The following is a 20,098-nucleotide window of genomic DNA, read 5'->3' on the forward strand; positions in this document are numbered from 1 at the left end:
GACTGGTAGCGTTCGCCCCGAGCACCGGCGGAGCGGATGGACGGGGGCGAGTGCGGTGACGCGACCGGAGCCCGTCCTCTCCGTGGTGGTGCCGATGTACAACGAGGAGAGCGTGCTGCCGGCGCTGGCGAGCCGCCTCCGTGCCGTCCTCGACGACCTCGGCGAGACGTACGAGGTGGTGGCGGTCGACGACGGCAGCGACGACGGCACCGCCACCGCGCTGGGCGGGCTGCGGGCCGGCTGGCCGCACCTGAGGGTGCTGCGGCTGCGGCGCAACAGCGGACACCAGGCCGCCCTGGTCGCCGGGGTGCTCCGGGCCCGGGGCCGGTACGTGGTCAGCATCGACGCCGACCTCCAGGACCCACCCGAGACGATCGTCGAGATGCTCCACGCCGCCCGCGCCGGCGACCTCGACGTGGTCTACGGCGTCCGGGCCGACCGGAGCACCGACAGCCGGTTCAAGCGGTGGACCGCCGCCGGCTACTACCGGCTGATGCGTCGCCTGGTCGGCAAGCAGGTCCCCGCGCAGGCCGGCGACTTCCGGCTGCTCAGCCGGGCGGTCGTCGAGACGCTGCGGGAACTGCCCGAGCCGGCCCCGGTGCTCCGGCTGGTGGTGCCCTGGCTCGGCTTCCCCAGCGGGGAGGTCACCTACCACCGCCACCGGCGGGCCGCCGGACGGACCAAGTACCCGCTGTCCCGGATGGCCGGGCTGGCCGCGCAGAGCGTCACCAGCTTCTCCGCCGCGCCGCTGCGCTTCGCCACCTGGCTCGGCCTGGCCGGGGTGGTGGTCTGCGGCCTGCTGGTGGTCTTCACCGTCGTCGCCTGGTCGGTCGGGGCCACGGTGGACGGCTGGCCCTCCCTCTACGTGGCGATCCTCTTCCTCGGCGCGGTGCAACTGCTCTGCCTCGGTCTGCTCGGCGAGTACGTCGGCCGGATCTACACGGTGGTGCAGGGCCGCCCGGCGTACGTCGTGGCCACCGACACCGCGACCGACCAGGACGCCGACGGGCACACGGCCGCGTCCCGGGGGGTCGGCGGCCCGACGGCCCTGGCCGACAGCCTGCGGTGACCGCGCTCGCCACCGGAACGCCGCCGGGCGTCGCGCCGACCCGCCGTCCGGTCGCGCTCCGCGTCGCCCCGCCGCTGGCCGGGTACGCCGTCGTCGCGGCCGTCCTGCTGGTCACCGGCACGCCCGCGCTCGACCTGGCCCGGTTCACCGGGTACGCGCTGTTCGGCGTGCTGCTGCCCGGCACGTTGGTGTACCGGGCGCTCCGGGCCCGTCCGCACACCCTGGTCGAGGACCTGGCGGTCGGTGCGGCGGTCGGGCTGGTGCTGGAACTGGCCGGTTGGGCGGTCTTCACCGGCCTGGGCGTGCCGCACCTGCTCTGGCTCTGGCCGCTGGCGGTGGTGACGCCGTTCGTGGCGGTGCCCCGGCTGCGCCGGCACTGGCGGGTCACCGGCTACACCCCCGTCCCGGCCGGCTGGGCGTGGTCGCTGACCGCCGTCGTCGCCGGGTTCACCTGGTACCTCGCCGAGTCGTTCCTCCGCCCCAACCCGGTGCTGCCCACCAGCGAGGGGCAGGCGCAGTACATCGACCTGGCGTTCCAGCTCTCGCTGGCCGGGGCGGCCACCCACCAGATGCCGCCCGAGGTGCCGCAGGTGGCCGGGGAGCCGCTGCACTACCACTGGTTCGGCTTCGCCCACCTGGCGGCGGCCAGCCTGGTCAGCGGGGTGGACCTGCCCACGGTCTTCTTCCGGCTGGCCGTACCGGCGCTCTGCGCGCTGGCCGCCGTGCTGGTCGCGGTGGTCGGCTGGCGGGTCAGCGGCCGGGCGTACGTGGGCGTCGGCGCGGCGGCGCTGATGTTCACCGTCGGCGAGTTCGGCTACGAGAACGGCGTCCGCCAGCTCTTCGGCACCCAGGCCACCTTCATCGTCTGGGGCAGCCCGTCGATGACGTACTCCTGGGTGCTGCTGCTGCCGCTCGTCGCCGCGCTCGCCGACGTCGTCGGCCGGGCGCGGGGCAGCGCCGTGCCGCCGCTGGGCCGGGGCGGGTGGGTGCTCGCCACGCTCTTCCTGGTCGCCTCCACCGGGGCGAAGGCCAGCTCGGTGCCGGTCGCGCTGGGCGCGCTCGGCTTCACCGCCCTGGTGCTGCTGGTGACGCGCCGCCGGGTGCCCCGCCCGCTGCTCGGCGCGATCGGGCTGACCCTCGCCGCGCAGCTCTTCGCCACCGCCGTGCTGTTCCGGTTCGTCAGCCACGGGGTCACCGTCGACCCGTTCTCCGGCCTGCGACCGTACGTGCCGTCGTCCGGATCGGTCACCGCGCTGTTCTGGGTCGCCGTCACGGTGGCGTTCCTGCTCAACCTCCAGCTCCGGCTGGCCGGGGTGCTGGCCCTGGTCGGGGTGCGCCGAGGGCGGCTGGAACCGGTGCAGCTCCTCCTGCTCGGCGGGGCCCTCGCCGGGCCGGCGATCTACCTCCTGGTCGGGCACCCGGGCAGCAGCAACCAGTACTTCGTCCGCGCCGGGTTCGCCTTCGGGGTGGTCCTCTCCGCCTGGGGGTACGCCGAGGTGCTGGACCGGGCCGCGCTGTCGCCGCGCGCGCGGGTGGCGCTCGCCGCCGGGGCGGCCGGCCTGGCGCTCCTGTTCACCGTGATCCAACTGCGGCACCCGGCGACCGCCGAGGCCGGTACGGCGTACGGGCCGGTGCTGCCGCTGCTGCGCTGGGCGGTCGCGCTGGCCGTGGTGGCGACGGTGCTGGGGCTGCTCTGGCCGGCGCTGGTGGGTGGCTGGCCGGCGCTGGCCGGACGGGGCGCGGCGGTGCTGCTGACCGGTGTCCTGGTGGCCGGTGCCCCGGGGCTGGTGCTGGACGCCGCCGCCGCGCGGCGCTTCCCCAACGGCGGGGCGTACGCGGTGGTCCCGATGCCGGCGTCCCGGGTGGAGGCCGCCCGGTGGGTGCACCGGCACAGCGCCCCGGACGACGTGCTCGCCACCAACGTGCACTGCCGAGTGGTGACCGACGGCTGGTGCGACGCCCGGTCGTTCTGGCTCAGCGGGTACGCCGGGCGCGCGGTGCTGGTGGAGGGATGGTCCTTCGCGCCCCGGATGGTCGGCCGACCCGGTGGCGCCTACGCCCCGTTCTGGGATCCGGAACGGCTGGACGCCAACGACGCCGCGTTCACCGCGCCCACCGCCGCCGGGTTGACCAACCTGCGCGACCGGTACGGCGTCCGCTGGCTGGTGCTGGACCGCGCGGTCACCCCGGAGCCGTCGGCCCTGGCCGACCTGGCCGACGAGCGCTTCCGCAACGACCGGATGAGCGTCTACCGCCTCCGCTGACCCGCACCGCACACCACCGGCACCCAACCCGCCCCGCCTGTCCGCCTGCGCATCGCTGGGGTGGGTGGTAGCAGGGGTCCCCTGCTCGTCAAAAAGCGTGAGGAGGGGTCCCCTGCTCATCAGAAAGCGTGAGCAGGGGACCCCTCCTACCACCTGACCCGGTGGTGAGCTGGGTCGCCTCGGGTCAGCGCACGCTGACCTGGTACGCCCGGGCGGCGTCGCCGGATTCGAAGGCGGCCAGCAGCGAGCCGGCCTTCCCGCCCGCGACCGGCACCGTGATGGTCACCGAGCGGCCGGCGGTCAGCTCGACCGTCTTCTCGCCGAGCGCCCTGTGACCGTCCCAGGTGTACAGGTAGGCCGTGCCGGTCCGGTCGGCGCGCAGGGTGACCCGCACCCCGTCCCCGGTGATCCGCTGGTCGGCGAGGCGCAGCGCCCGCTCGGGGAGCTTCGCCACGGCGGCCGGGGCCACCCCGTCCACCGCGGACTGCGCGATGGTCTGCGGGCTGTGCACGCTCCGGGCGGCGGTGTCCGGGAAGATCGGCTTGCTCGGCTCCCGGTTGGCGGGGGTGTAGCCGGGCAGGGTCACCAGGCCGTAGCGGTACGGGTCGGCCCGCACACCGGTGAAGGTGGACCAGCCGAGCCGGGACTGCGAGCTGAGGTCCTGGGTGTCCGAGTCGTACACCAGCACGTTGAAGCCCATCCGGGTCGGGTCGACCGCGTCCGGCAGCACCGAGAACGGGATACTCGCCTCGATGGTGTAGCCGGTGTAGGGCTCGCTGACCTTGCTGACCACGGTCATCCCCGGCGCGGTCTCGGCGCCCGGACCCTGCCGGTTGTCGGCGTCGCGCTGCCAGCACGGCGGGTTGCCGTTGGCCGGGTCGTCGGTGATCGGGAAGATGCCCGCCTTGAACACCGTGGAGGTGTCCGAGGAGTCGCCCTTCGGGTCGACGATGATCTCCACGCTGTCGGTACGCCGCTGCCGCTTGCAGTCCTGCGGGACGACCTTCTTGCCGAGCACGTCGTCGGTGACCTGCACGATCACCTTCAGCGCGTCCTCGGTCCAGGCGATCCGGCCCTTGGCCGAGGCGTCCTGCGGAGTGACCGACTGGCCCTCCCAGATCCGGGAGAAGTCCAGCTCCTCGCCGGGGTACTCGCCCGGCCCGGCCTCGCCGTCGACGGCGTGGTCGTGGCCGGCGTGCGGGACCTCGCTGGTCGGCACGATCTCCAGCGCGCCGGCCTCCACGTTGGTGCCGGACTGGCTGGTGGTGGTGATGGTGATGGCGTAGTCGCCGTTGACGCCGCCCTCGTTGGCCGTCGGCAGCGACGGGTCGCTGTTGGTCACGGTGAAGGTGACCGAGCCGGTCGCCCCGGCGGCCAGGCTGGTGTAGTTCTTCGTCGCCGAGTCGGCGGTGAAGCCGGCCGGCAGACCGAGGGTGACGCTGCCGCTCTGCGCGGTCGAGCCGTGGTTGCGCAGGTCGACGCGGACCTCGCGGCTCTTGCCGGAGCCGAGGGTGAGCACCGGCTTGATCAGGGTGTCGAGCTGCGGGTAGCCCTCCGCGCCGGCCCAGTCGCGGAAGATGCCGACCTCGGGCAGCGGCTCCAGGGTGCCCCGGACGTCGGCGACGACCCGGACGGCCCGGTCGGTGCGGCCGGTGCCCTGGCCGGTGGCGAGGGTGGCGCCGAGCAGCGACTGCTGGTTGGTGGCGGCGTCGGCCGGCACGGTGACGGTGAAGGTGGCGGTCCGCTCCTTGCCCGGCGCGACCGCGCCACGCAGCGCGCCGGAGCCCTTGGCGGTCCAGCCGTCGGGCAGCCGTAGGGAGACCGTGGGTGTGGTCAGGGCCCGCTTGGCGGCCCGCACGTGCGCGGTGACCTCGACGGTCTGACCGGGGGTGAGGTCGAACCGGTCGGCGGTCAGGTAGAACTCGGTGTCCTCGGGAAGGGCGCCGTTGGCGGCGGGCAGCACCGAGCCGCGCAGGATCGCCTCGGGGGAGGTGTCCGCCGGGTCGTACGGCACCCGGCTGTCGACCAGGGTGTAGAAGTCGCAGCGGACCTGCGCCGGGTCGGTCGGGGCGGCGGCGGTGTTCGCCCAGCCCTGGGTGACGTAGTCGCGGCGGGCGTCCACCTCGATCTCGCCCCAGGTCTTACCGGACGCGCTCCGGGTGCCCTCCCAGACGCCGAAGACCTGGTCGGTGGGGACGGTCGGCCGGAACGTGGTGGCACAGGCCGGACCGGCCGAGGAGCTGCCGGTGCCGCCGGTACGCAGGAACTTCGCCGCCCGGAAGGGCTTGAGCCCCTCCTTGCTGATCTGCTCGGGGAAGGCCTTCGGGTCGGCGGCGGCATGGAACGCCTCGGCGGCGAAGCGGGCCGCCTGCTGGTGGTTGCCGTGGTTGCCGGGCGTCGGCGACGGGTTCATCGTCATGACGATCTCGGGCCGGGTCGTCCGGATCACCCGGACGATCTGGGCGAGGGTGTCGTCGTGGCCCCAGATCTGCTCGGACAGGGGAGCGGACGCGGTGTACCAGAAGTCGACCCGGTCCAGGTTGTAGAGGTTCTCCACCCCGGCGCGGCCGATGGCGGTGCGCTCCTCGCCTTCCCGGATGATGCCCAGCGGGGGGCCCTCCTCCAGGCCGACGGCGTTGCCGCCGCCCTCGCCACGGGTGATGGTGATGACGCCGGAGCGGACGCCGTGCTTCTCCTTCCACTGGCCGAGGGTGGCGAGGCTGCTGGCCTCGTCGTCGGGGTGGGCGCTGACGAAGAGCACGTCCAGGTCGACCGCGTCGGACGGCTTGCCGCCGGCGGTGTCGGCGGGGGCGGCGAAGGCGGCGGGTGCCCCGGACAGGGCCAGGGCGAGCGCGGTGGGTAACAGGAACGCCTTGAATCGCATGCAGATCCTTCCGCTGAGCGCGGTGTCCGGGCAGCGACGGGCGGCGTCGGGCGCACGACGGCGTCGACGCTCGGTCGCGTTCGGACGGCTGATGGGGGACGGCCGGCGCGAGGCGCGGCAGGGCACCGGGCACCGGGGTACGCAGCGGTACGGGCATCCGTACACACTGGAAGGCCTTCGCCGGTGACGCTAGGGACCGGTGCACCGGCGCGTCAATCCTTTGCAAGGTCTTTCTTTGTTTGTGGAAGAAATAAAGTCACCTTGTGGGGGCCATGATCACCCGGCGCATTCGGCGCGGTCGCGCTCGGTCAGCGCCCCGGCGGTGGCGTGTTTTGCCAGCTAGTCAAGGTTCCTCTCGGGCTTCCGAGATGGTTTCGTGACTTGACTCGTTAATTCGTTCGCCGTAGGAAGGAAGTGTGACTGACGTGGTGACGCCACCGACGAGCCCGGTGAGCCGGGAGCGGGCGAAGGAGATCAAGCGGCTTTCCGTGATCTCCACCGCCCGCCAGGTGCGGGTGCTCTCCCGCGCCGAGCTGACCGAGCTCACCGGGCTGAGTCCGGCCACGCTCACCCCGCTGGTCCGTGAACTGATCGCCGAGGGCTACCTCATCGAGCGCGGGCCCGGGACGTCCCGGACCGGCCGCCCTCGGGCGATGCTGGAGTTCAACCCCCGCGCCGAGCTGGTGGCCGCGGTCTCGCTGGAGCCGTCCCGCCTGAGCTGCGAAATCGCCGACAGCGACGGCACGGTTGTCGCCCACCGCACGGTCCGGCTCGCCAGCGACATCGTCGACACCGTCTGCCGGTCCGTGCCCGAGCTGGCCGGCGACGGCCTGCCCGCGCTGCGCGGGGTGGCCATCGCCGCCCCCGGGGTCTCCTCCGGCGGGGCGGTCCGGCTCGCCCCCTCGGTCGGCCTGGTCGAGGGGCTCCCGATAGGGGAGTCGGTGCAGCAGCGGCTCGGCGTGCCGGTGGTGGTGGACAACGACGTCAACCTGATGGCGGCCGGCGAGCACGCCTGCGGGGCCGGCAGCGACGTGGCCGACCTGCTGCTGCTGCACGTCGCCGACGGCATCGGCGCCGGCCTGGTGCTCGACGGGCAGGTCCGCCGGGGCTCCGGCGGCGCGGCCGGGGAGGTCGGTTTCCTGCCGCTGGACCCGACCGACCAGGGACACGACGGCATCGGCCCGTTCGAGGCCCGCTGGTCGGAGAACGCCATCGCCGAGCGGATGGTCGCCCTGGCCCCCGGTCGTCGGCCGGACGCCCCGGTCGCCGCCCTGGTCGAGCTGGCCGGTGCCGACGAGCGGGCCGCCGCCTACCTGGACGAGGTGCTCAGCGCCTGGTCCCGGCTGATCGTCTCCTGTGTCTGCGTCGTCGACCCGGGCCGGGTGCTGCTCAGCGGGGCCGCCGCCCAGCTCGACGACGCGGCCGTCAACCGACTCCAGAGGCTGGTCGCCGCCGCGGTGCCCAGCCCGACCGAGGTCCGCCGCGCGGTCCTCGGTGACCGGGCCGTGCTGCACGGCGCGGTCAGCTACGCGCTCTCCGCAGCCGCCGCCGGCCTGCCCCACCTGCTTCCCACACCCTGACCACGCAGTTCCCCATCACCCCCTCGGAGGTACCCCATGAGACGTCGCCTTCTCCTCGCCGGGGCGCTCGCCACCGTGCTCGCCGCCGGCACCGCGTGCGGTGGCGGCGGTGGCGGTGACGACGCGGCCGGCGGCACGACCGTCGAGAAGCTGACCATCTACACGGCCCGTGACAAGAAGGTCTCCGACTACGTGGTGGAGCAGTTCACCGCCAAGTACCCGGAGTACAAGGGCAAGGTCGAGATCCTCAACCTGGGCGCGCAGGAGATCCTGGAGCGGGTCCGGGCGGAGAAGGCCAACCCGCAGGCCGACGTCTGGTGGGGTGGCACCCAGCAGGGTCTCTCCGCGGGCGCGTCCGAGGACCTGCTCGCTCCCATCCAGCCGAACTTCGCCGGCAAGATGGACGCCAAGTACAAGGACGCCGAGGGCCGCTGGTTCGGGGAGATCCTGCTGCCCGAGGTCATCATGTACAACAACAAGGCGCTCACCCCGGAGCAGGCCCCGAAGGACTGGGACGACCTGCTCAAGCCGGAGTGGAAAGACAAGATCATCATCCGGGACGTGGCCGCCTCCGGCACCATGCGGTCGATCTACTCCGCGATGATCGTGCGGCAGTCGCCCGACGGCAGCAACCCGCAGCCCGGCTACGACTGGCTCAAGAAGCTCGACGCCAACACCGGCGCGTACGCCGCCAACCCGACCGACCTGTACCTGAAGCTCTCCCGGCAGCAGGGCACGCTCAGCGCCTGGAACCTCCAGGACGTCCTGCTCCAGGCCAACCAGTCCAACATGCCCTTCGGGTACGTGATGCCGGCCTCCGGTGCCCCGGTGCTGGTCGACGGCCTCGCCGCGGTCAAGGGCGGCACCACCGAGGGCGCGCAGAAGTTCCTCGAGTTCCTCTTCGACGACAAGCTCCGCGGTGAGCTCGCCAAGGAGTACTTCCAGATCCCGGCAGTGGAGATCGCCGAGCAGCCGGAGTGGCTGGCCAACCTCGACCTCAAGCCGCTCGACGTCGACTGGGACGTGATCGGCAAGAACGAGACCGAGTGGATCAACCACTGGAACAGCCAGATCAAGAACAAGGGCTGACCGCGCGGACGCCGGACCGGGGCCGACCCGGTCCGGCGTACCCGCCCGTCAGTGGTGCGTCCGATCAGGCGGCGTACCGCACGAAGGAGAGGGCCTCATGATCGATGTCACGCTGGAGTCGGTGAGCAAGCGCTTCGCGCGCGGTGGCGACACCGCGGCCGTGGACGACGTCGACATCACCATCGCCGCCGGGGAGTTCTTCACCCTGCTCGGCCCGAGCGGCTGCGGCAAGACCACCACCCTGCGCATGGTGGCCGGGTTCTACTTCCCCACCTCCGGGCGGATCCGCTTCGGCGCCGAGGACGTCACCCGCCGGCCGCCGAACAAGCGCGACACCGGCATGGTCTTCCAGAACTACGCGCTCTTCCCGCACATGAGCGTGGCGCAGAACGTCGCCTACGGACTCAAGATCCGCAAGGTCAACCGGGCCGAGTCGCGCCGCCGGGTCGAGGAGGCGCTCGCCGAGGTGCACCTCGGCGGCTACGGCGAGCGGCGCATCGACGAGCTCTCCGGCGGCCAGCAGCAGCGGGTCGCCCTGGCCCGCGCCCTGGTGATCCGGCCGCGCACCCTGCTGCTCGACGAGCCGCTGTCGAACCTCGACGCCAAGCTGCGTGAGGAGACCCGGACCGAGATCCGCCGGATCCAGCAGGAGGCCGGCACCACCGCCATCTACGTCACCCACGACCAGGCCGAGGCGATGGCCATGTCGGACCGGATCGCGGTCATGCAGTCCGGCCGGGTGCAGCAGATCGGCGCGCCGCAGGAGATCTACCACCAGCCGGCCAACGCGTTCGTGGCCCGCTTCATCGGCCGCAGCAACGTCCTCGACCTGCCCGTGGTCGACGCGACCGAGCGGAGCGTCACGGTCCGGCTGCCCGGCGGCGGCGAGGTCGCCGTCGGCGCGCCCGCCGGGCACGGCCGCAAGGCCGGCGAGAACGCCCTGGTCTCGGTGCGTCCCGAGCACATCGCTCTGACCGCGACCACCGACCCGGGCGCGCTGCCCGGCCGGATCACCGAGGTGGAGTTCACCGGCATGGCCACCAACCTCGTGGTCGACGTGGCCGGCGAGTCGGTCCAGGTGGCCGCCGTGGACGTGCCGGCCGGCATCGCCGTCGGCGACCAGGTCGGCCTGCGCCCCAACCGGGAGCGGATGTGGGTGGTCCGTCCGTGAGCACCATCCCCGCCACCCCGAGCGCGGCCACCGTCCCGCCGGTCACCGAGGACCCGACGCCGCCGCGCGCCCCGCGCCGCCGGCTCGCCGACCGCTTCGGCGGTGGCTCCGGCTCGCGCTGGTTCCCGTACGTGCTGGTCTTCCCGCTCGCCCTGATCCTCTTCGGGTACGTCGTCCAGCCGATGTTCGCCACCTTCGCCGAGAGCGTCGGCGTGGACGGGGTGGAGAACTACACCGCCTTCCTCAGCGGCGAGGGGGTGGCCCGCTCCGCCCTGCTCACCTCGCTGCTCATCTCCGCGGCCAGTGTGCTGCTCTGCGGCGTCGTCGGCGTGGCGATGGCCTTCCTGCTCAAGCGCTTCCAGTTCCCCGGGCGCGGGCTGATCGAGGCGATCATCCTGGTGCCGGCGGCGCTGCCGCCGCTGATCGGGGCGATCTCGTTCCAGCTGCTCTACAGCGAGACCGGCATCCTGCCGCGTGGCCTCCAGCAGCTCTTCGGCGCGGAGAACCCGGTGCTGCCGTTCAGCGGCATCGCCGGGGTGCTGGTGGTGCACACCTTCACCATGTACCCGTACTTCTACCTGGCCACCTCGGCCGCGCTGACCGGGATGGACCCGTCGGTGGAGGAGGCGGCGTACAACCTGGGGGCCGGTCGGGTCCGGGTCTGGCGCACCGTGCTGCTGCCGATGCTCACCCCGGCGCTGGTCTCCGCCTCGCTGCTGGTCTTCATGACCTCGCTGGCGTCGTACACCGCCCCGCTGCTGTTCGGGGTGGACCGCACGATGACCATGCAGATCTACATCAACCGCACCAACGGCGACCTGCCGATGGCGTCCACGTACGCCTCGGTGCTCGGCGTGGTCTCGGTGCTCTTCCTGCTCGGCATGCGCTGGTACGAGGGGCGGCGCAGCTACCGCTCCCAGTCCAAGGGCGTGGCCAGCCACCGGCGGGAGATCACCAACCCGTTCGGGCGCTGGGCGGCGCTGGTCGCCTCGCTGCTGGCCACCGCCGTGCTGCTCGCGCCGGTGGCGACCATCGCCCTGGTGGCGTTCTCCGAGGACGGCTCCTGGACCACCGAGGTCATCCCGGCCGCCTACACCTGGCAGAACTTCGTCACGATCTTCTCCGACCCGGACGCGTTCCAGCCGATCCTGAACTCGCTCCAGATGAGCCTGCTCGCCACCGCCGGCTGCATCGTGGTCGGCGTGCTCATCGCCTACGCGGTACGCCGGCTGGACTTCCGCGGCCGGGGCCTGCTGGACGTGGCGGTCATGCTGGCCTGGGCGCTGCCCGGCACGGTGGTCGCGATCAACCTGATCTCGGCGTTCAGCACCGGCAACGCGTTCAGCTTCGGGCAGGTGCTGATCGGCACCTTCTGGATCATGCCACTGGCGTACTTCGTCCGGTTCCTGCCGCTGGTGTTCCGCTCCAGCTCGGCCACCCTGGCCCAGATCGACCCGTCGCTGGAGGAGGCCGCCCGGAACCTGGGGGCGTCCTGGTGGCGGGCGTTCGGGTCGGTGACCCTGCGGCTGATGCTCCCCGGCGTGCTGGCCGGCGCGCTGCTCGCCTTCGTGCACGGTGTCGGTGAGTTCGTCGCCTCGGTGCTGATCTACACCTCGGACACCGCGCCGATCTCGGTGGAGATCAACAACCGGATGTACTCGTTCGAGGTCGGCACCGCCGCCGCGTACGGCATGCTCCAGGTCGTGCTGATCTTCGTGGTGATGGTGCTCTCCGGTCGCCTGGAAGGCGGCCGGCGGTCCAGCCGGGAGGCGGCGAAGTGGACGGCCTGACCGCGTGGCCGGCCGGGGGCGGCCTGATCCCCGCCACCCGGATCCCCGGCGGTGAACTGGCGGCGGTCGCCGCCGCGGCCGACTTCGCGGTGCTGCCGGTCGGCGCGGTCGAGTGGCACGGCCCGCACCTGCCGCTCGGCACCGACCTGATCCTCGCCGAGGGCTTCGCCCGGGAGAGCGCGTCGGACGCGCCGGCCGGCGGAAGCGCGTCGGACGCGCCGGCCGGCGGAAGCGCGTCGGACGCGCCGAGGGGCGAAAGCGCGTCGGGTGCTCCGGCGGGCGAAAGCGCGGCGGGTACGCCGGCCGACGGGGGCGCGCCGGGTGACGGCCTGCCGGCCGGCGGGAACGCCGCCGAGGGGCCCGGTCCGCGCGGGGTGCTCTTCCCCGCCGTGCCGTACGCGGCCTGCCCCGGGCAGACCCGCCCCTGGCCGGGCACCGTGGCGATCCGTCCGGAGATCGCCGTCGGCTACCTCGCCGACGTGATCGAGGGGATCGTGGCGGCCGGCTTTCCCCGGCTGCTGATCGTCAACGGGCACGACGCCAACATGTCGACCGTCCGGGCCGCGATGGAGTGGGTCTCCGGTCGGCGCACCGCCAGCCTGCTGCTGGTCAACTGGTTCCAACTGGTCACCCCGGAGGAGACCGCCGCGCTGTACGGTCCGCTGCCGGCGCGTGGGCACGGCGGGGCGTACGAGACCTCCGGCGTGCTCGGCTTCGACCCGGACGCGGTCCGCCTCGGCGCGGTCGACGACCTGCCGCCGAAGCCCAAACTGCCGGTGCCGCACCCGTACGTGCTGGTCGAGTCCCGGCCCGACCCGTGGCAGGGCTGGTCCGGGCACATCTCGCTGGCCGACGAGACGATCGGGCGGCGGGTCCGGGAACTGGCCGGCGGGCGGCTGCGCGAGCTGGTCGCCACCTGGGTGGCCGCCGAACCCCCGGCCGCCCCCACCGCCGACCCGCTGCCCGAGCCGGCTCCGGCTGGTGCGCGGCCGGACGGCACCCCGGCCGACGTGCCCGCCGCCGGCTCCCGGCCCGGCGCGGCCCCCGCCGCTGTCTCCCGGCCGGATCCATCCTCCGGGGAGGACTCGTGACCGTCGACCGGGGACTCGACATCGTCGACTTCCACCTGCACTTCCGGATCGGCGCGGACGAGACGATCCGGTCCTGCGAGCACGCCGCCGGCATGCACCCGGGCGGGGAGCACGAGCGGGCCGTCCGCGCCGCCGGCTCCGCCCCGTACGCGACGCGGTGGCGGCAGGCGTGGGGCTTCCCCGACCCCGAACCCCCAGCCGAGCGCTGGCAGGACGAGGCGGACCGGTGGGCCGACGAGCTGCGGGCGGTGAACGTCCGGCGGGCGGTCTTCGTCACCGGCGGCGGCAACGACACCGTCGCCGACGTGGTCGACCGGCATTCCGACCTGCTGCTCGGTTTCGCCCACCACGACCCGTACGCCCCGGGGGCCGCCGCCGAACTGGAACGCGCGGTGGTCGAACGCGGCCTGCGCGGGCTGAAGCTCTTCGCCCCGCTGCTACGCGGCCCCCTCGACGACGAGGCCCTCGACCCGCTCTGGGGCACCGCCCAGCGGCTCGGCGTGCCGGTGCTCGTCCACATCGGGCACTACGGCAGCGCCGGTGGCCTCTCCCACGGCCGGTACGGCGGCCCGGACGAGCTGGCCCGGATGGCCCGCCGCTTCCCGGAGCTGGCCGTGGTGGTGCCGCACTTCGGCGTCCAGCACGTCCAGGACCTCCTCTTCGCCGCGTGGGGCTGCCCGAACATCCACGTCGACACCTCCGGCTCCAACCAGTGGGTGCGCTGGATGCCGTACAAGCTGACCCTGGAGGACCTCTTCCGCCGCTGCTACGAGACCATCGGCCCGCACCGGATCGTGTTCGGCAGCGACTCGTCGTGGTTCCCCCGGGGCTACGTCACCCGCTACCTCGACGACCAACTGCGGATCTGCCGGGAGCTGGGCCTACCCGAGGAACACCTGCGCGCCATCTTCGCCGGGAACGCCGAGCGGCTGCTCGGCCTCGGCGACTGACCGGCTGACGTCGGGCGCGTTGACGCGACGCACCCGGCCTGGAAGGAAGTGGACACCCGTCATGAGCACACCCCCGCTGACCACCTACCAGCGGCACCACCTGCGGCCCACGTACGACCACCACGTCGGGTACCTGTTCCCGGCGATGGTGCGGGCCAGCCAGGCGCACGTGGTGATGCTGACCGAGCAGGGACTCGTCCCCGCCGACCGGGCCGCCCGTCTGCTGCGCGGCCTCGCCGAACTGCGCGCCGACGACACGCCCGCGCCGGAGTTCGACGGCACCTTCGAGGACACCTACTACCTGCTGGAGAAGCGGCTCGCCGAGGCGTGCGGCATCCCCGCGTCCGAACTGGACGTGCAGATGGCCCGTAGCCGCAACGACCTGGACGCCGGGGTGTTCCGGATGCTCCTGCGCGACCAGCTCGTGGGCGTGCTCGACCGGGTGCTCGCCACCGCCACCACCACTCTTGACGCCGCGCACCGGTACGCCGACGTGGTGATCACCGGCTACACCCACCGCCGGCCCGCCCAGCCCACCACCATCGGGCACGCCCTCGCCGGCTACGCCGAGGCGCTCGCCGGTGAGGCCGTCGCGTACGCCGACCTGATCGAGGCGCTCAACACCTCGCCGCTGGGCTCCTGCGCGTTCGCCGGCACCGACCTGGACATCGCCCCCGCCCGGGTGGCCGAACTGCTCGGCTTCGGCGGCCTGGTCACCAACTCGTACGAGGCGGTGGCCGGGGCCGACCACCTGGTCCGGGTGGGCACCCTCAACGCGCAGGCCCTCGCCACCGGCGCCCGGCTGGCCCGCACCCTGATGGACTGGCTGAGCTGGCGCTGGGTGACCACCCCCGGCGACTTCACCCAGGGCAGCAGCATCATGCCGCAGAAGCGCAACCCGGTGGTGCTGGAACACCTGGTCTCGATGGCCGGGGCCACCGCCGCCGACGCCGCCAGCGTGCTCAACAACGTCGGCGCGGCCTGGTGGGAGGACTCCAACAACGCCACCACCGACGTGCAGGTGCGGCTCTGGGAGAGCAACGACCGCACCGACCGGTTCTTCGCGCTGCTCGGCGGCTTCCTCGCCGAGATCGAGCCGTTGGAGCCACCGTCGGCGGAGGAGATCGTCGCCTCCGGAGCCACCACCACCGCCGCAGCCGACGCGCTGACCCGGCACGGGGTGCCGTTCCGCGCCGCCCACTCGGTGGTCGGTCGGCTGGTCCGGGGTGGCGCTCCGGGCACCTGGACCGTCGACGGGGTCCGCGCGGCGGCCGAGGGGATCGCCGACGGGCTCGACGACGCCGCGATCGACGACCTGATCGCCGCCGCCGTCCGTCCCGCGCAGGTCCTCGACCGGGCCCAGGTCGACGGCCCCGGCAGGGACGCGGTACGGGCCCAGGTGGCGACCCTCCGCGTCGCCTTCGACGGCGTCGCCGGTCGGCTCGACGCGGTCCGGGACCGGCTGGCCCGGGCCGACGAGGCGCTGGACGCCGTCGCCGCCGAGCGGGCGGGGTTGGACGCCGCCGCCGCCGTGGCCGCCGAGCGGGCGGGGTTGGACGCCGTGGCCGCCGAGCGGGCGGCGCGGTGAGCGTGCGTCCCGTCCTGTCGACCGGAGGGTGTGACCGGTGAGTGTTGGATTGTCCGGTCGAGCCGCCCAGCCCGCACCGGTGGCCGGTGACCGGCCGATGCTGCTCGGCATCGACTTCGGCGGCACCAAGATGGCCGTCGGGGTGGCCGACGGGCAGGGCCGGCTCCTGGTCCGCGAACGGGTCCCCACGCACGCCGAGCAGGGCGCGCCGCAGGCCCTGGACCGGGCGCTGGCGCTGGCCGCGAAACTGGTGGCGCAGGTCGGCGGCCCGGTCGCGGCGGCCGGCGTGGCCTCGCCCGGCGTGATCCGGCCCGACGGCATCGACCTGGCCCCGAACGTGCCCGGCTGGGACCGGCTGCGGCTGGCCGACGCCGTCCGCGAGCGGTTCGGCGTGCCGGCGGTGGCGGTCGACAACGACCTGAACGCCGCCGCCCTGGCCGAACTGCGCCTCGGTGCGCTGCGCGACGTCGACCCCGGGCTGGTGGTCGGCATCGGCACCGGCGTCGCGGCGGCGGTCACCGTGGGCGGCCGGGTGGTCGGCGGCCACCGGGGCGCGGCCGGCGAGATCGGGTACGCGGTGGCCGGTGGCCCCTGGCCCGGCAGCATGCTGGAACTCAACTTCTCCGGCCGGGCGCTGGACCGGCTCGCCGACGAGCAGGGGGTGCTGGGTGGCGCGGCCGGGCTGGCCGCCGCCGCCGCGCGTCCCGGCCCGGCCCGGGAGGCGCTCACCGCCCGGGTCGACGAGTTCGCCCGTCACCTGGCCACCTGCTGCCTGCTGCTCGACCCGCAGCGGGTGGTGCTGGTCGGCGGGGTGGCCGGCAGCGACCTGATCCGGGGCCTGCTGACCGAGCGACTCGGCGCGGTGCTGCCGTACCGGCCGGAGGTGGTGCTTTCCCGGTTCGCCGACGACGCCGCCCTGCACGGCGCGGTGATCCTCGCCCGCGAGGCGGTGCCCGCGTCCCGCTGACCGTCGCCGGCTGCCGCCATGATCGACTCCGTTTCGCCGGAACGGCGTCCTCCAACGTTCTGGACAGCCCCACCTCGCCAGAGTGGAGTCGATCATGGCGGCCCGGCCGCCCGCGCCGCCGACCGGGGCGGGTCAGATCGGCAGCCGGTCGCGCCCGGTCAGCGGGCGACCGAGCACCCGATCACCGGGCTGGATCGTTCGCCCAACCGAGCAGGACGGCGAGCCCGCCGGCGAACAACATCGGCACCCCGAGCAGGTACGCGACGCGTCCCGGGAACCATCCCCGGTCGGCGGTCTCGTCCGGGTCGCCGTTGGCAGCACCGATCGAGCGGACGAGGTCCTCGACCTGCCGCCGGTCGGCGTCGGTGAAACCATCTGCGTTGGCGCCGAGATGCTCGGCCAGTGCGACCACATGGTCCCGTTCCGCCCGAGTGAAGGGAGACTCTCCCTCCGGCACCGTGCCGAAGCAGATCATCCGTCCGCCTGTCTTGGCGTTGATGTTGATGTCGGCTCGACTGGTGCACTCGTCCCCGCTGCGGACGAAGTTGACCTGGTAAGCACTGCCGGCCCGGAATTCGTCGATCAACGCGTACGCCGTCAGGATCATGCCCAGTGCGAGGACCACCCCCCAGATACGTCCTCTCATGGTCCTATTGTCCAGCTTGGAGCGGGAGTCGACCAGAGCCGAGCCCGGTCAGCGGCTGGCGCGCAGCGCCTCGATCAGCCACTCCACCGCCGGCACCATCGGCGGGAACGGTGGCCGCTGGTGCAGCACCCCGACCAGTTGCCAGTACCGCTCCACCCGGCGGTCGGTGAAGGTGGCCATCCGGTCGGCCAGCGCGACCCGCTGCCCGGCGGAGAGCCCCGGGTCGACGATGCGGTCGACGATCTCCCGGGCGGCGGGGGAGTCCGGGGCGATGCCGGCGGTGAGGGCGTCCCGGGCCGGGGTCACGTCCGGCATCGGCTCCGGCGGGGAATCCTCACCGGCCGCTCCGGCCACCGCCATCTCCCGGGCCCGGCGGCGGAACGCCGGGTCGCCCACCAGTTCGGCCAGCTCGACCCAGGCACTCACCTCCTCGTCGGTGGGGTCGTCGGGCAGGTCGGCGGGAATCGCCCCCCGCATCGCCGCGCCGATGCCGCCGGAGGAGGAGCCCGGGTCGATGCCGGCGAACACCTCCGTCACGAAGTCGTCGATGATCTGCTGCCGCTCCCGGGCGGAGAGGCGGGCCAGGTCGTGCATGAGTCTCAACTCCTCGGTCGTGCTTCCGCGACGGACGACCGACCGCAGCACCGCCCGGCGCAGCCGCAGGGTCCGGATCTCGACGTCCAGCGCCCGGACGTGTGCTCGGGCCACGTCCGTGACGCCGGTCTGCCGGTCCAGGATCCGCCGGACGTCGTCCAGACCGACGCCGAGGTCACGCAGGGTCCGCAACAGCTCCAACCGGGCCACGGCGGCGGCGTCGTAGAGGCGGTAGCCGCCGCCGGACCGGGTGGTCGGCGGCAGCAGACCCTGGTCCGACCAGAACCGGATGGTGCGTACGGTCAGGCCGGTGCGATGCGCGAGCTGCCCGATGGTGAACAGCTCGGTACGGTCGTCCACGGACACAGCGTGCAGCCTCCAGTCGCTGGAGACTCAAGTCCTCAGCCGTCGGCGGGGCGGTGGGCCCGCAGCATCAGCGACACGCCGGGCAGCCCCTTCACCGGTAGGTACCGTTCGGCGGCGACCACCGCCCGGAGCCCCACATTGACCACGGCGGGCAGGTCGCCCAGGTCGCTGCCGGTGGAGGTGCGCCGCCGCCACGCGGCGACCGGCCGGAGCAGCACGTTCCAGCTCCACAACTCGTCCACGACCAGGCCGGCCTTCTCCACCGTCGCCCGCAGCGACTCCCGGTCGTAGCGGCGGACGTGCCCGACCGCCACGTCGTGCGCCGACCAGAGCCGCATGTCGCACGGTACGGCGATCAGCGCGGTGCCGCCCGGCCGCAGCGTCCGGCGGATCTCGGCGGCGGCGAGGTGGTCGGCGTCGATGTGTTCGAGGATGTCGAAGGCGACCACCAGGTCCAGCCCGGCCGAGGCGACCGGCAGGTGCCGGGCGTCCGCCCGGATCACGTCCAGCCCGCGTTCCCGGGCCACCTCCGCGCCGTCCACGCTGAACTCCAGCGCCACCGGTCGCCAGCCGTACGCCCGCAGCACCCGGGTGTTGCCGCCACCGGCCGCGCCGACGTCCAACGCCTGGCCGGGGCGGTGACCCGAGGCCGCGAGCCGGCGCAGCGCCCGCCCCAGCAGCGCGCGGCGCTCGCGGTACCACCAGTGGGTGTCCTCGAGGGCGGCGAGCTTGCGGATCTCGGTCGCTTCCACGCGTACTCCTCGCAGATCGGGCGACCATCACCCTATCCATGCCGACCCGCGCCTCCACCCGGCGCTCGCCTGGTTGGTAGCAGGGGCCCCTTACAGGTGATTTTTGCACTGCAAGGTGCCCCTGCTACCAACGCGGCGGAGCGCGGTGCGGACGGCGGAACCAGCGGAGGAAGCGGCGGAACAGCTCGGCCGGTGACGGCGGGTCCGCCGAGTGCGGTGCCCGCAGGTCCCCACTGGCGCTGCCCCGACGCCCTTCACGGCAGATCTTGGACAGTTGCCGTCGTATCTCGACGGTCACTGTCCAAGATCTAAACGGAAGCCCGACGGGGGCTGGTGGGGTGGTCGGCCAGTCGCGTCTCGCTGTGGGGCCAGGGCTTCCGTCCTGCGGAGCAGAGGAGCCGCATTCAGGAGAAATCGCCCACCGGCTACCTGCCGACGCTTTACGCTCCAACACATCAAGGGGGCGATTATGGGCATTCAGGGCAAGGTGGCGGTCGTCACGGGAGCAGGTCGGGGGATCGGCCGGGCGATCGCGCTGCGGCTGGCGGACGACGGGGCCGACGTGGCGGTGAACGACGTCCGGGCCGAAGGGGCCGAGGCGGTGGCCGACGAGATCCGGGCACGGGGCCGACGGGCCGTCGCGGTGCCTGCGGACGTCAGTGACCGGGACGCCGTCCACGAGATGGTGGCGAAGGTCGCGGACGACCTCGGTCGCGTCGACGTCATGGTCTCCAACGCCGGCATGGCGCAGATCAAGCCGCTGACCGAGGTGACCGCCCAGGACCTGGAACCCCTGTTCCGGCTGAACGTCTTCGGCGTCGTCTACTGCCTCCAGGCCGCCGTGGCGCAGATACGGAAACAGGGCGGCGGTGGAAAGATCATCAACGCCGCTTCGATCGCCGGGCACTCCGCGTTCGACTACCTCGGCGCGTACTCGGCGACGAAGTTCGCGGTGATCGGGATCACCCAGGCGGCGGCGAAGGAACTGGCGCAGTTCGGGATCACCGTCAACGCCTACTGTCCGGGGATCGTCGGCACCGACATGTGGGACGTCATCGACCAGAAGCTCAGCGGCTACCTCGGCCTGAAGCAGGGCGAGGCGCTCAAGAAGTACGCGGGCGGGATCCCGCTCGGCCGGGTCCAGACCCCGGAGGACGTCGCCGCCTTCGTCTCCTACCTGGCCGGCCCCGACTCGGACTACATGACCGGCCAGTCCGTGATGATCGACGGCGGCCTCGTCATGCGCTGACCGGCGGCCATATCACGCCCGGGTCCTCCGACGAGCCGGGCCACACCG

Annotated in this window: 15 protein-coding genes; 11 read left to right on the plus strand and 4 right to left on the minus strand. The window is 73.3% G+C overall.

The window, feature by feature from the left end:
* Positions 1-55 precede the first annotated feature (55 nt).
* Positions 56-1,069, plus strand: a complete 1,014-nt coding sequence (locus GA0070618_RS18160; RefSeq protein WP_269148428.1) for a glycosyltransferase family 2 protein — start codon at positions 56-58, stop codon at positions 1,067-1,069.
* Positions 1,066-3,333, plus strand: a complete 2,268-nt coding sequence (locus GA0070618_RS18165) for a hypothetical protein (RefSeq protein ID WP_088982698.1) — start codon at positions 1,066-1,068, stop codon at positions 3,331-3,333. Before GA0070618_RS18160 ends, GA0070618_RS18165 begins: the two co-directional genes overlap by 4 nt.
* A gap of 184 nt (positions 3,334-3,517) precedes the next feature.
* Here the strand turns inward: GA0070618_RS18165 and GA0070618_RS18170 are convergent, their stop codons facing one another.
* Positions 3,518-6,217, minus strand: a complete 2,700-nt coding sequence (locus tag GA0070618_RS18170) for a sugar-binding protein (RefSeq protein WP_088982699.1) — start codon at positions 6,215-6,217, stop codon at positions 3,518-3,520.
* A 416-nt stretch (positions 6,218-6,633) separates the two neighbouring features.
* Here GA0070618_RS18170 and GA0070618_RS18175 point away from each other — a divergent pair, with 416 nt between their 5' ends.
* From GA0070618_RS18175 to GA0070618_RS18215, 8 genes are all read left to right on the plus strand, one after another.
* Positions 6,634-7,797, plus strand: coding sequence for an ROK family protein (locus GA0070618_RS18175; protein WP_088982700.1), 1,164 nt, complete (start codon positions 6,634-6,636; stop codon positions 7,795-7,797).
* A gap of 36 nt (positions 7,798-7,833) precedes the next feature.
* Positions 7,834-8,886: an extracellular solute-binding protein gene (locus tag GA0070618_RS18180; protein WP_088982701.1), complete on the plus strand. Its 1,053-nt coding sequence runs from the start codon at positions 7,834-7,836 to the stop codon at positions 8,884-8,886.
* Between the two features lie 97 nt (positions 8,887-8,983).
* Complete coding sequence (locus GA0070618_RS18185; RefSeq protein ID WP_088982702.1) at positions 8,984-10,057, plus strand: ABC transporter ATP-binding protein; 1,074 nt, start codon at positions 8,984-8,986, stop codon at positions 10,055-10,057.
* Positions 10,054-11,847: an ABC transporter permease gene (locus GA0070618_RS18190; protein ID WP_231931357.1), complete on the plus strand. Its 1,794-nt coding sequence runs from the start codon at positions 10,054-10,056 to the stop codon at positions 11,845-11,847. Before GA0070618_RS18185 ends, GA0070618_RS18190 begins: the two co-directional genes overlap by 4 nt.
* Positions 11,835-12,938 (plus strand): creatininase family protein, encoded by a 1,104-nt coding sequence (locus GA0070618_RS18200; RefSeq protein ID WP_170107773.1) that lies wholly within the window; start codon positions 11,835-11,837, stop codon positions 12,936-12,938. Before GA0070618_RS18190 ends, GA0070618_RS18200 begins: the two co-directional genes overlap by 13 nt.
* Positions 12,935-13,888 (plus strand): amidohydrolase family protein, encoded by a 954-nt coding sequence (locus tag GA0070618_RS18205; protein WP_197701554.1) that lies wholly within the window; start codon positions 12,935-12,937, stop codon positions 13,886-13,888. Before GA0070618_RS18200 ends, GA0070618_RS18205 begins: the two co-directional genes overlap by 4 nt.
* A gap of 61 nt (positions 13,889-13,949) precedes the next feature.
* Complete coding sequence (locus GA0070618_RS18210; RefSeq protein WP_088982703.1) at positions 13,950-15,476, plus strand: lyase family protein; 1,527 nt, start codon at positions 13,950-13,952, stop codon at positions 15,474-15,476.
* A 37-nt stretch (positions 15,477-15,513) separates the two neighbouring features.
* A complete protein-coding gene (locus GA0070618_RS18215) occupies positions 15,514-16,443 on the plus strand; it encodes an ROK family protein (protein WP_231931358.1) in 930 nt (309 codons plus the stop codon).
* Positions 16,444-16,624: 181 nt separating this feature from the next.
* Here the strand turns inward: GA0070618_RS18215 and GA0070618_RS18220 are convergent, their stop codons facing one another.
* From GA0070618_RS18220 to GA0070618_RS18230, 3 genes are read right to left on the minus strand one after another with little or no spacing between them, the layout of a single operon-like run.
* Positions 16,625-17,089 carry a hypothetical protein gene (locus GA0070618_RS18220; RefSeq protein ID WP_143740186.1) on the minus strand — a complete coding sequence of 155 codons (465 nt, stop codon included), beginning with the start codon at positions 17,087-17,089 and terminating at the stop codon, positions 16,625-16,627.
* Positions 17,090-17,137: 48 nt separating this feature from the next.
* Positions 17,138-18,043 carry a helix-turn-helix domain-containing protein gene (locus GA0070618_RS18225; RefSeq protein ID WP_088985635.1) on the minus strand — a complete coding sequence of 302 codons (906 nt, stop codon included), beginning with the start codon at positions 18,041-18,043 and terminating at the stop codon, positions 17,138-17,140.
* 41 nt (positions 18,044-18,084) lie between these two features.
* Positions 18,085-18,801: a class I SAM-dependent methyltransferase gene (locus GA0070618_RS18230; RefSeq protein WP_088982705.1), complete on the minus strand. Its 717-nt coding sequence runs from the start codon at positions 18,799-18,801 to the stop codon at positions 18,085-18,087.
* A gap of 469 nt (positions 18,802-19,270) precedes the next feature.
* On the opposite strand from GA0070618_RS18230, the gene GA0070618_RS18235 reads away from it, so the two are divergent.
* Positions 19,271-20,050: an acetoin reductase gene (locus GA0070618_RS18235; protein WP_088982706.1), complete on the plus strand. Its 780-nt coding sequence runs from the start codon at positions 19,271-19,273 to the stop codon at positions 20,048-20,050.
* Positions 20,051-20,098: the final 48 nt, after the last annotated feature.

Origin of the sequence: Micromonospora echinospora, assembly GCF_900091495.1 — a bacterium.
GTDB classification, from domain to species: domain Bacteria; phylum Actinomycetota; class Actinomycetes; order Mycobacteriales; family Micromonosporaceae; genus Micromonospora; species Micromonospora echinospora.